This is a genomic window from Aeromonas enteropelogenes (genome assembly GCF_000819845.1).
Classification (GTDB): Bacteria; Pseudomonadota; Gammaproteobacteria; order Enterobacterales; family Aeromonadaceae; genus Aeromonas; species Aeromonas enteropelogenes.
The window spans coordinates 196,669-208,685 of record NZ_CDCG01000037.1 but is presented as its reverse complement, the minus strand read 5'-3'; the positions used below and the strand labels follow the sequence as shown (position 1 = coordinate 208,685).

The following is a 12,017-nucleotide window of genomic DNA, read 5'->3' as shown; positions in this document are numbered from 1 at the left end:
AACGGTGGCGGACTGCCCGAAGGGCCCCGCCACAGTGACAACCGTTGCCCCCATGCCGGTGGGCAGCGATCAACAATCAGGTAACCCCGATGAGTGAAAAACTGCAAAAAGTGTTGGCCCGCGCGGGTCACGGCTCCCGTCGTGAGATGGAGGCCCTGATCACCGCAGGTCGGGTCAGTGTGGATGGCAAGGTCGCCACACTGGGGGATCGCGTCGAAGTGAACGCCGTGATCCGGGTGGATGGTCACCAGGTCAAGACCCGCGCCGCAGAGGAAGTGATCTGCCGCGTGCTGGCTTACCACAAGCCGGAAGGGGAGATGTGTACCCGTCACGATCCGGAAGGTCGCCCCACCGTGTTTGATCGTCTGCCCAAGATGGAAGGGGCCCGCTGGATTGCGGTAGGCCGCCTCGACGTCAACACCTCCGGTCTGCTGCTGTTCACCACCGATGGTGAACTGGCCAACCGCCTGATGCACCCGAGCCACGAAGTGGAGCGGGAATACGCGGTGCGGGTCTTTGGCGAGATCACCGAAGCCATGCTGCAGCGCCTGCGCAAGGGCGTGCAGCTGGAAGATGGCATGGCCAAGTTCAACAAGATCAAGCCGGCTGGCGGCGAAGGTCTGAACCAGTGGTTCAACGTTACCCTGACTGAAGGTCGCAACCGTGAAGTGCGCCGCCTGTGGGAATCCCAGGAAGTGCAGGTGAGCCGCCTGATGCGTATTCGCTACGGTGACGTCAAGCTGGATCGCGCCATCCCGCGCGGTGGCTGGCAGGAGCTCAAGCTGCCCGAGGTTAACTACCTGCGCGGCCTGGTCAATCTGCCGCCGGAGACCGAATCCAAGGTCGATCTGCAACAGGACGGCAAGAGCAGCCGTCACAAGCAGGCCGCCCAGATCCGCCGCGCCGTCAAGCGTCACAAGGAGATGCAGGGCAAGGAGCCGCGCGCCCGCGCCACCACCGCCCGTCGCAAGCCGACCTCCTCTACCCGCAATTCGGGTACCGGCAGCAAATAAGCGCCCGCCATGGCGCAGGTGGCCCGTCAGCTACCGGTGCCACCAGCAGTTATCAAAGCCCGCACCCCATGGTGCGGGCTTTTTTTCAGTGTCCGGCAGCGGCTCCTATCGGATATGCTGGTGATGTTATGCCTTTGTCAGAAAGATGGCTGTCCCAGTAATTGGTTGCAGAAGCTATCTCTACAGCTAAGCCAGGTGTGCAATTTACTGCTCCACGTAATCTGAATGAGCAAGTACTCTGGAATGTAGTTATTGATGCCCCGTCCTTGGGTCAGCCACTAAAAGGTATGAATAAAGATCTTCGTTTCCCTGCTGATGCTGGTTTTCAGAAAATGCAAGCTACACACCAGTTGCCTGATGGAACCAACATAACAATTCACTACCAGTATAACTTTAATACTGGTAAGGCTTACGATATGAAGATAACAACACCAGAGCGAAATAATCTTCAGCCAGGCAATTCAATTATGAAAGGTGACTAATGAAAATAAAGAAATCAGAAACAGAAGTGGCCGTTTTTGCTATTTATTGGCTCCATGGCAAAACATATTTTTATGGCCTTTCAAAAGGATATGATGGTTTGCTTGCATACGATGCAAGTGAAGTTGAGGTGTTAGATCCAGAATTAGGAAATGACTATATATATATGGATGATGGTGTTTTTTATAAACCATTGATTGAAGAGGATATTCTTGATGGATTGGTAGAGGCAGACCCAACCGCCTACCAGCGCTTTCTTGAGATACTTCGGTCCGTAGATTACAAAATTTAATTGAGCGCCGAGAATATACCATCGAAATTCTGGGAGAAATTCTGGGACACCCACTTTTTTAGTTAGCAGATGCCCCGTAAACCCTCGCCCAATCGGGCGGGGATATAAGGGGAGCTAATCTGGTGTGTTCTGCGAGGCGACATACGCCTTGAGCGTTTCGATAGTGGCCCCGAAATCTGGCGAAATCTGGGACACCCACCTTTTTGACAGTGGCGTAGTGCTGTTCTTGACTTGAGAGGTCACCGTTGAGGGATGCGCCATGACCATTGCCCGTTCACGTCAAATCAGCTTGCAGGATACGCCTTACTACCACGTGGTCAGCCGCTGTGTGCGGCGAGCCTTCCTGTGTGGTGACGATGCCCATTCAGGCCAGAGTTACGAGCATCGGCGTCAGTGGGTGGTCGACAAGTTGGGGCAACTATCGCGGTTGTTTGCTATCGGCATTTGTGCTTATGCGGTGATGAGCAATCACTATCATCTGGTGCTCAAGGTGGAGCCCGATACCGCAGCCAACTGGAGTGAGCGGGAGGTGGCCGAGCGCTGGGCTGCGCTTTTCCAGTGGCCGCTGTTGGTTAGGCGTTGGTATCAAGGGGAGATGTTGATCGAGCCTGAACTGGCTGTTGTGCAGCAATTGCTAGCCCAATGGCGGGAGCGGCTTCACTCCATCAGTTGGTTTATTCGGCTACTCAATGAAAATCTGGCCCGTCAGGCCAATCAGGAAGATGGTTGCAAAGGCCATTTCTGGGAGGGCCGCTTCAAGAGTCAGGCTTTGCTCACCGAATCAGCCTTGCTGGCCTGTATGGCGTATGTTGACCTCAATCCGATACGAGCCGCGTTGACCGAGCGGCTAGAGCTGAGTGACTACACCAGTATCAAGCAGCGCCTTGACGAGCCTGCTACGACTGAGGTTTTGCCACCCCTTTTGCTGCCGTTTGCCAGCCAGGGGAACCCTGAAAAATTGCCCTATGCCTTCACGGACTACCTAATGTTGGTTGATTGGACAGGTCGTGCAATTCGGCCCGACAAGCGTGGTCATATTCCGGCTCACCTTGGACCTATTCTGGAACGACTGGGCCTTGATGCTATCAGCTGGTTGAAGCAGGTGACGCTGTTTAGGCGACAAGGGATCAGAGTGGTGGGAGACAGAGAGCAATGCCAGCAGTTTGCTCGCCATTGTGGCCAGCGGCGATGCCATCAACCACGCCTTTGATTACTTGGCGTTCACCCTGTCGATAGCTCTGGGTATTGCACACAGTTCAGTGAATGACTGTGTAGGGGCTGTTGCTTTCTAAACCTGAAAATCTCTCTCACTAGCTGACTTTGCAGGTGTCAGTTCGAATTCACTCACCCTCATTGTGTCTGCAAGGTGTCTGCAAGCAGCCTGATAGTGGCTTACTCAAAAATGTGGGTGTCCTAATTGTTACTTTACCGCTAATTGCTACTTTCAAGGCCCACCTCTTCGGTGGGCCTTTTCGTTGGTCCCTGCTGCGTCCGTTATTGTTCAATGTGCAGGATTGCTGAATTAATGGGGCCGGGCGAGTGGCTGGTGGGGGTCGGGGTGGTTGCCCTGCCTGGGCGGGCTTGTTAGCCTTTGCGGCTCTGACAGAGGAGTGAACCATGAGCAAGGTACTGGACGAGCTGCTGGCGTTGCTGGCGCTCGAGAAAATCGAGGAGGGCCTGTTTCGGGGCCAGAGCCAGGATCTCGGCCTGCGGGCCGTGTTTGGCGGACAGGTGATGGGGCAGGCCTTGTCAGCCGCCAAGCAGACGGTCGCCGCCGATCGCCAGGTACACAGTTTCCACTCCTACTTCCTGCGCCCCGGCGATGCCAATCGCCCCATCGTCTACGACGTGGAGAACATCCGCGATGGCCAGACCGTCTCCACCCGCCGGGTCAAGGCCATTCAGGGCGGCAAACCCATCTTCTATCTCAACGCCTCGTTCCAGATTGAGGCCGAGGGGTTCGAGCACCAGGCGCAGATGCCGGCGGGGATCACCCCCCCCGATCAGCTCAAGAGTGAACTGGAGCTGGTGCGCCCCTACGAGCAGCAGATCCCGCCGGCGCTGCGGGACAAGATCATGTGCGAAAAGCCCATCGAAATTCGCCCTGTGACTCTGGTCGACCCGATCCGCCCGGATGTGCACGAGCCGCTGCGCCACGTCTGGTTCAAGGCCAATGGCCAGATGCCGGACGATTTGCGGGTACACAAATACCTGCTGGCCTATGCCTCCGATTTCCACTTCCTGTTCACCGCCCTGCAGCCCCACGGCGTCTCCTACTGGGAGCCGGACATGCAGGTGGCCACCATCGACCACTCCATGTGGTTCCACCGCGATTTCAGGCTGGATGACTGGCTGCTCTACGTGGTGGACAGCCCGAGCGCCAGCGGCGGGCGCGGCCTGGTACGCGGCCAGTTCTTCACCCGTGATGGGGTGCTGGTGGCCAGCACCATGCAGGAAGGGGTGATCCGCCGGCGCGGCAGCTAGGCGTCGTCAATGGCCGGACAACAGAAGGGGGTGGCATGGCCCCCCCCTTCTGTTATCGCCGTGAACAATGAGTGAGCCTGACCCCGTCATCCCCCGCGCTGGTATTTGAAACGCTTCTTGCGCCGGTAGGGGTAGACATCCTCGAACAGCCCCTCCTTGATATTGCCCTGCAGTTTTTGCCAGTAGCTGGCATCGAACAGCTCCTTGTGCAGCTGCATCATGATCTCCCGCACCTGGGGCTTTTGCAGCAGGAAGGTGGCGAACTCTTCGGGGAAGATGTCGTTGGGGGCCACCGAGTACCAGGGCTCGGCACTCCACTCGTCCTCCGGATAGCGCGGCGGCGGGATCTGGCGAAAGTTGCACTCCGTCATGTAGCAGATCTCGTCGTAGTCGTAGAACACCACACGGCCGTGACGGGTCACGCCAAAGTTCTTGAACAGCATGTCCCCCGGGAAGATGTTGGCCGCGGCCAACTGCTTGATGGCGTTGCCGTACTCCTCCAGTGCGAGCCGGGTCTGCTGCTCGTCCGCTTTGTCCAGATAGAGGTTGAGGGGGATCATCTTGCGCTCGGTGTAGAGGTGCTTGATCACCAGCTTGTCACTGGTGATGGTGAGCGCCGAGGGGGCCACCGCCTTGAGCTCGGCCAGTAGCTCCGGTGAAATGCGCTCCAGCGGAAACTCGAAGTTGGTGAACTCCTGGGTATCGGCCATGCGGCCGACCCTATCGTGCTGTTTCACCAGCCGGTATTTCTCTTTGACCTGGGCGTGGCTCACCTCCTTGGGGGGGGTGAACTCGTCCTTGATCACCTTGAACACCACGTCGTAGGAGGGGAGGGTAAACACGCTCATCACCATCCCCTTGATGCCAGGGGCGATGACGAACTGCTCCCGGCTCTGGGCCAGATGTTGCTGGTAGTGGCGGTAGAGCTCGGTCTTGCCGTGCTTCTGGCAGCCGATGGCGTTGTAGATCTCGTAGTCCGCCTTGTGGGGCATGATCTGGCGAAGGAAGATCACGAACAGGGCCGGCACGGGGGCATAGACCATGAAGTAGGCGCGGGCGAAACCGAACACGATGGAGGCGATGGCCGGCTCGAAGATGACGGTATCCACATAGATGCTCTGGCCCGTGCTGAGCAGGGGCAGGATAAAGGGCAACACCTGTCCCTTAACCCGGATAAGCCCCACCAGATAGGCCCCCTTGTTGCGATAGAACACCTCTTTGAGCAGCTCTATGGTGAAGGGTTCCTCATGGAGGATTTGTGGGCCGTTCTCGGCAAGATGGTGGTGGATGTCGACAATATCGCGCTGTTTGTCCTCATAGGGCAGGGTGAAGCTGTAATCCCCCAAGAGCTGGCTCAGGGTCTGAGGCAGATGGGCCAGATCGGTGCGATAGACCCGCAGCAGGCTGCCCAGATCCGGGTGCTCCCCCCGGCTGAGAAACGGGTGGATATAGAGGTTCTCGTCACGGATGTTGCGGTGGCGAAAGATCCGGCGATAGACGGAGTTGAAGAAGGACTCGGCCACCTCGAAGTTCTCGCAGTGGGGTAGCAGATCGCTGAAAGCCCCCTTCACCCGTTTGAGCAGCGCCTGGGTGGCGTGATGTTCCCCCATCATCTGGCGGATGGAGCTGGCGGTGGCGCCCACATGGTGATCATAGAGGCGGATCCGCTCCCGTCCTGCGAGCTGGACTCCCAGCCAATCACTGTTCTCGAAGCGGCTCTTGCTGCCGCGGGTGATCTCGAGAAAGCGGCTGTAAAACGACTCGAAGCGTTGCAAGATGGTCTCGGCGACGGCCTGTTCCAATGGCTGCGGCATCTCTCTCTTCCTTGTGCTGTGTCGGGCCGATAGCGCGGGCAAAGGTGCGCGTTTTCTGCGCACGTCTGGCCACTATGGCAACATTCAAACGTCTGTTCAAGTGGCAATTTTCGGGGATAAACGGTAGATTGCGCCCCTGTTTTACCGACTGTTTGCCGTCTGTTTTCGCAGCTCGGCCCGGCCCAAGAGGAAACCCAATGAAACTCTATTTTGTCCTGGTGGCACCCGCTCGCGCCGCGAACGTGGGGGCTGCCGCGCGCGCCATGAAAACCATGGGCTTTGACGCCATGCGACTGGTGGCGAGCCGGGTGCACGAGGAGGAAGAGGCGGGCTGGGTCGCGCACGGCGCGCAGGAGATTCTGACTAACGCCGAGGCCTTCGACACCCTGCCGGAAGCCCTGGTCGACATGGATCTGGTGATCGCCACCACCGCCCGTCAGCGCGGCCGCTATCAGCACTACCTCACTCCGGCGGAAATTCGCGATCAGATCCGCGCCAAGTCGTCGCTTCGCAAGGTCGCCATCGTGTTTGGCTGCGAGGAGTCGGGGCTTTCCAACGAGCAGCTCGCCCAGGTCGATCTCATCAGCTACCTGCCCCTCAAGGTGGGGTATCCATCGCTGAACCTCGGTCAGGCGATCATGCTGTATGCCTACGAGCTGAGTCAGCTGCTGGATGGGCCAGAGGCCGTAGCAGAAAAAGGGGATACCGTTGGGCAGGTTCGCGTGCTGAAACAAAAAACAGCAGAAATTCTGGGTGAACTCGGAGTTTCACAGGATGAAAAGCTGCATCAATGGGTGATGGACCGGGTACCCATGCTGCCGCAGCGGGATCTGAATATGCTCCATTTGCTCTGCAAAGACCTGATCCGCAAGTTTGGCCAAGAGGTTTAGGTTGACAGCCGGGCGCCCGGCGGGGTATTGCTAAAAGCCAGCTTCGTTCAAGAGAGTTCGTCATGCCCCTTTTCAGCCACATCACCACCACCACCATTATTACCGGTACCACCACAGGTGGCACTGGGGCCGGTTGATGCGCTGACGAACAAGCACAGAAATCTGAAAAGGCCCGTACCCACCCAGTACGGGCCTTTTTTGTTGGGTTATTTTCATACCGTTTTTCAAGGGATTACAGGGAGAGAGTGCGATGAGAGTGTTGAAGTTTGGCGGTTCGTCACTGGCCGACGCAGAGCGTTTTTTACGGGTAGCCGATATCGCGGTGAATACCCATGGCCAGTCTCAGGTCGCCCTGGTGCTGTCGGCTCCGGCCAAGGTGACCAACCACCTGGTGGCCCTGGTGGAGCAGACCAGTCGCGGCATGGATGCCACCAATACCCTGTTTGAAATCAACGGTATCTTCTCCCGCCTGCTGGCCGGATTGAAGGCCGCCTACCCGGCGCTCGACGAGAAGGCGCTGCAGGCCCGGCTGACCAGTGAGCTGGATCAGGTGGAGCGATTGATGCAGGGGATCCGTCTGCTGGGGCTGTGCCCTGACAACGTGCAGGCTCGCATCCTGAGCCGTGGCGAAAATCTCTCCATCGCCTTTATGCACGAGCTGTTGCGGGTGCGCGGCCTCGAACTGGATCTCATCGTGCCGGAGCAGCTGCTGGTGACCGACGGCGGTTATCTGGAAGCCCATGTCGATATCGAAGCCTCCCGCCTGCGCTTTGCCGCCAAGGGGCTGCGTTCTGACTGTCTCTACCTGATGCCGGGCTTTACCGGTGGCAGCGACAAGGGCGAAACCGTGCTGCTGGGGCGCAACGGCTCCGACTACTCCGCCGCCGTGCTGGCCGCCTGTGTCGACGCCGAGTGCTGCGAGATCTGGACCGATGTGGAAGGTTGCTACAACTGCGACCCACGCTTGGTGCCGGATGCCTATCTGCTGAAAACCCTCTCCTACAAGGAGGCGATGGAGCTCTCCTACTTCGGCGCCAAGGTGCTGCACCCGAAAACCATCGCCCCCGTGGCCCAGTTCCACATCCCCTGCCTTATCAAGAACAGCTTCAATCCCCAGGGGCCGGGCACCCTGATCGGGGTTGAGCAGGGGGATGATGATCTGAAAGTGAAGGCCATCTCGGATCTCTCCGGCATGTGCATGTTCAACGTCTCCGGCCCCGGCATGAAGGGCATGGTGGGCATGGCGGGTCGCATCTTCTCCGCCGTTTCCCGCGCCGGGGTCAGCATCGTCCTCATCACCCAATCATCTTCCGAGTACAGCGTCAGCTTCTGTATCCACAGTTACGATCTGGACAAGACCCGCAAGGTGCTGGAGCGCGAGTTCGAGCTGGAGTTCAAGAACCAGCTGCTCGATCCCCTCGAGATCATGCAGGATCTGGCCATCATCTCCCTCATCGGTGACGGCATGCGCACCAGCAAGGGGATGGCGGCGCGCTTCTTCACCTCGCTGGCGCAAGCCTCCATCAATATCGTCGCCATCGCGCAGGGCTCCAGCGAGCGCTCCATCTCTGCCGTGGTACGTGCCGGCAAGGTGGCGGAGGCCATCAAGGCCTGCCATCAGAACTTCTTTGGCAGCCAACAGTTCATCGATCTCTTCGTGGTCGGAGTCGGCGGTGTCGGCGCCGCCCTGGTGGATCAGATCGCGCGCCAGCAGCCGGTACTGGCCGAACAGGGCACTGGCCTGCGGGTAGTGGGTATCGCCAACAGCCGCCAGATGGCGGTCAACAAGGATGGGCTCAATCTTGCCAACTGGCGCGAGCAGCTGGTGGAAGCCCGCGACAGCTTCAGCCTGGAAGCGGTGCAGAAGCTGGTGGAAGACAGCCACCTTATCAACCCGGTGATCGTCGATTGCACATCAAGCGAGGCCATCGCGGTGCAGTATGCCGACTTCCTGGCCGCCGGTTTCCACGTGGTCACTCCGAACAAGAAGGCCAATACTGGGTCGCTCGATTACTACAAGGCGCTGCGCCGCACCGCCCGCCAGACTCGCCGCAAGTTCCTCTACGAGACCAACGTGGGTGCGGGCCTGCCGGTCATCGAGAACCTGCAGAACCTGATCAAGGCCGGCGACAAGCTGCGCGCCTTCGACGGCGTGCTGTCCGGTTCGCTCTCCTTTATCTTCGGCAAGCTGGACGAGGGAATGGCTTTCTCCGAAGCCACCCAGATCGCCCGCAGCAACGGCTTCACCGAGCCGGATCCCCGTGACGATCTCAACGGCATGGACGTGGCCCGCAAGCTGCTGATCCTGGCTCGTGAGGCCGGCATGGCGCTGGAGCTCTCCGACGTAGAGGTGGAGCAGGCGCTGCCGCCGGGCTTCGACGTCAGCGGCGACGTGGAAGCCTTTATGGCCCGCCTGCCCGAGGCTGACGGCTGGTTCCGCGATCAGTTCGCCCTGGCCCAGAGTGAAGGCAAGGTGCTGCGTTACGTGGGTTCCATCGAGGGTGGCAAGTGCAAGGTCGCCATCAAGGCGGTCGGCGCCGACGAGCCGCTGTTCAAGGTAAAAGACGGGGAGAACGCGCTCGCCTTCTTCTCTACCTATTACCAGCCGATCCCGCTGGTGTTGCGTGGCTATGGCGCCGGTACCGAGGTGACTGCCGCCGGCGTCTTTGCCGACGTGCTGCGCACCCAGAACTGGAAGCAGGAGCTGTAAGCATGAGCGCAGAGATGAAGCGAAATGAGAGCGTGGTGGCCTATGCGCCGGCCTCCAGCGCCAACCTGAGCGTAGGATTCGATGTGTTGGGGGCGGCGCTCGCCCCCGTTGATGGTTCCCTTTTGGGGGACAGGGTCCAGGTCAAACCGGCAGAAGTGCCGTTTGCCCTCTCGGCGGTGGGCCGCTATGCCCACAAGCTGCCGGATGATCCGAAAAAGAACATCCTCTATGACTGCTGGCTCGCCTATGGCGAGGCGCTGGAAAAACGCGGTCAGATCATGTTGCCGCTGGAGATGGTGCTGGAGAAGAGCCTGCCGGTGGGATCGGGCCTCGGTTCCAGCGCCTGCAGCGTGGTGGCGGCGCTGGAGGGCCTCAACGCCTTTCACGGCAACCCATTGAGCGAGCACGAATTACTGTTGCTGATGGGGGAGATGGAGGGCAAGATCTCCGGCTCCGTTCACTACGACAACGTGGCCCCCTGTTATCTCGGTGGCATGCAGCTGGTGGTGGAGGAGGGCGGCGTCATCAGCCAGGGCATCCCGGTGTTTGATGAATGGTACTGGGTGGTCTGCTACCCGGGCACCGTCGTCTCGACCGCCGCCGCCCGCGCCATCCTGCCGGCCCAGTATCGTCGTCAGGACTGCCTCACCTATGGCCGCCGCCTGGCTGCGTTCGTCCATGCCAGCTACACCGGTCAGGAGCCGTTGGCTGCCAGCGTCTTGAAAGACGTGATTGCCGAGCCCTACCGCGCGGCGCTGATCGAAGGCTTTAACGAGGTGCGGGCCCAGGCGGCCCAGAACGGGGCCCTGGCCACCGGTATCTCGGGCTCAGGTCCCACCGTGTTTGTGGTGATGAAGGATCTGGCCCAGGCCGAGCGGATGAAGGATTGGATGGAAGCGCATTTCGTGCGCAATGAAGATGGATTCGCCCGGGTTTGCAAACTCGATATGGCCGGGGCACGGGTAACAGGAAGCGAGCTATGAATCTTTACAATATCAAGGACAAGAGTGAACAGGTGAGCTTCGCCCAGGCGGTGCGTCAGGGTCTGGGCCGCGAACAGGGGCTCTTCTTTCCAGAAACCCTCGAGCCGCTGGCGGACGTCGATGCCCTGCTGGATCTGCCGCTGGTGGAGCGCTCCGCCCGCATCCTCAGCCACCTGCTGGGGGACGAAGTGGCCGCGGCCAAGGTACACGAGCTGGTCAGTGCCGCCTTCACCTTCCCGGCGCCGTTGGTGAAACTCAAAGACAATACCTATGCCCTGGAGCTGTTCCACGGCCCGACCCTGGCGTTCAAGGACTTCGGTGGCCGCTTTATGGCCCAGTGCCTCGCGGCCTTTAGAACCAACGACAAGATCACCATACTCACCGCCACCTCGGGCGACACCGGCGCCGCCGTGGCCCACGCCTTCTATGGTCTGGAGGGGATCGAGGTGGTGATCCTCTACCCCAAAGGCAAGATAAGCCCGCTGCAGGAGGCGCTGTTCTGCACCTTAGGGGGCAACATCCGCACCATCGCCATCGACGGCGACTTCGATGCCTGTCAGGCGCTGGTGAAGCAATCCTTCGATGACGAGGAGCTGAAAAAGGCGATCGGTCTGAACTCCGCCAACTCCATCAATATCAGCCGCTTGCTGGCCCAGGTCTGCTACTACTTCGAAGCCGTGGCTCAGTTGCCCAAAGCTCAACGCGCCAAGGCGGTTATCAGCGTGCCGTCCGGCAACTTTGGCAACCTCACCGCGGGTCTTATCGCCAAGGCGCTGGGGCTGCCGGTGAAGCGCTTTATCGCCGCCACCAACGCCAACGATACCGTGCCGCGCTACCTGAAAACCGGCCAGTGGGATCCGCACCAGACAGTGGCGACCCTTTCCAACGCCATGGACGTGAGCCGCCCCAACAACTGGCCTCGAGTAGAGGAGCTGTGCCGCCGCAAGGGCTGGGCGCTGGAGACCCTGGGCTCAGGCATGCGTGACGACGCCCTGACTCGCGATGCGTTACAGCGCCTGCACCAGCAGGATTACCTGTGCGAGCCCCACGGTGCCATTGCCTGGGATCTGCTGGGTGAGCAGCTGGCTGAGGACGAAGTGGGGATTTTCCTCTGCACCGCCCATCCGGCCAAGTTCAAGGAGTCGGTGGACGAGATCCTGAATCTCGATGTGCCACTACCCGGGCCGCTCGCCAAGCACGCCGCGCTGCCGCTGCTCTCTGTTAATTTGCCAGCAGAGTTTGCCCGGTTAAGAGCCTTTCTGTTGGCTTGAGCGCCTTTGCTACGACTTCACTGATACAAAATAAAAAACCCGCTAGCGGGTTTTTTATTTTCAGTATTTATACATTTCAC

The 12,017-nt window shown here is 59.5% G+C and carries 10 protein-coding genes and 1 other annotated feature; of the genes, 9 read left to right on the top strand and 1 reads right to left on the bottom strand.

Annotated features, from left to right (window positions below; genetic code table 11):
* The first annotated feature begins 89 nt into the window (after window positions 1-89).
* The 5 genes from rluB to tesB all read left to right on the top strand — a co-directional run bounded on the left by rluB (window position 90) and on the right by tesB (window position 4,269).
* Entirely contained in the window at window positions 90-1,013 is a 924-nt protein-coding gene (gene rluB, locus BN1123_RS13745; protein ID WP_026458107.1) for a 23S rRNA pseudouridine(2605) synthase RluB, read from the top strand.
* Between the two features lie 161 nt (window positions 1,014-1,174).
* A complete protein-coding gene (locus BN1123_RS20985; RefSeq protein WP_197064516.1) occupies window positions 1,175-1,495 on the top strand; it encodes a hypothetical protein in 321 nt (106 codons plus the stop codon).
* Window positions 1,495-1,785 (top strand): hypothetical protein, encoded by a 291-nt coding sequence (locus BN1123_RS13740; protein WP_042027633.1) that lies wholly within the window; start codon window positions 1,495-1,497, stop codon window positions 1,783-1,785. Before BN1123_RS20985 ends, BN1123_RS13740 begins: the two co-directional genes overlap by 1 nt.
* Before the next feature lie 259 nt (window positions 1,786-2,044).
* Window positions 2,045-2,995 (top strand): transposase, encoded by a 951-nt coding sequence (locus tag BN1123_RS13735; protein ID WP_042027631.1) that lies wholly within the window; start codon window positions 2,045-2,047, stop codon window positions 2,993-2,995.
* Between the two features lie 407 nt (window positions 2,996-3,402).
* Window positions 3,403-4,269, top strand: coding sequence for an acyl-CoA thioesterase II (gene tesB / locus BN1123_RS13730; protein ID WP_042027629.1), 867 nt, complete (start codon window positions 3,403-3,405; stop codon window positions 4,267-4,269).
* Window positions 4,270-4,355: 86 nt separating this feature from the next.
* Here the strand turns inward: tesB and aceK are convergent, their stop codons facing one another.
* Complete coding sequence (gene aceK / locus BN1123_RS13725) at window positions 4,356-6,083, bottom strand: bifunctional isocitrate dehydrogenase kinase/phosphatase (protein ID WP_042027627.1); 1,728 nt, start codon at window positions 6,081-6,083, stop codon at window positions 4,356-4,358.
* A 197-nt stretch (window positions 6,084-6,280) separates the two neighbouring features.
* On the opposite strand from aceK, the gene BN1123_RS13720 reads away from it, so the two are divergent.
* The 4 genes from BN1123_RS13720 (at window position 6,281) to thrC (ending at window position 11,937) form a co-directional block, all read left to right on the top strand.
* Window positions 6,281-6,973, top strand: coding sequence for a tRNA/rRNA methyltransferase (locus BN1123_RS13720; RefSeq protein ID WP_042027625.1), 693 nt, complete (start codon window positions 6,281-6,283; stop codon window positions 6,971-6,973).
* A gap of 69 nt (window positions 6,974-7,042) precedes the next feature.
* Window positions 7,043-7,175, top strand: a sequence feature (Thr leader region).
* Window positions 7,176-7,223: 48 nt separating this feature from the next.
* Window positions 7,224-9,683, top strand: a complete 2,460-nt coding sequence (thrA, locus tag BN1123_RS13715) for a bifunctional aspartate kinase/homoserine dehydrogenase I (protein ID WP_042027621.1) — start codon at window positions 7,224-7,226, stop codon at window positions 9,681-9,683.
* A gap of 14 nt (window positions 9,684-9,697) precedes the next feature.
* Entirely contained in the window at window positions 9,698-10,666 is a 969-nt protein-coding gene (thrB, locus tag BN1123_RS13710) for a homoserine kinase (RefSeq protein ID WP_371172360.1), read from the top strand.
* Window positions 10,663-11,937, top strand: coding sequence for a threonine synthase (gene thrC, locus BN1123_RS13705; RefSeq protein ID WP_042027619.1), 1,275 nt, complete (start codon window positions 10,663-10,665; stop codon window positions 11,935-11,937). Before thrB ends, thrC begins: the two co-directional genes overlap by 4 nt.
* Window positions 11,938-12,017 lie beyond the last annotated feature (80 nt).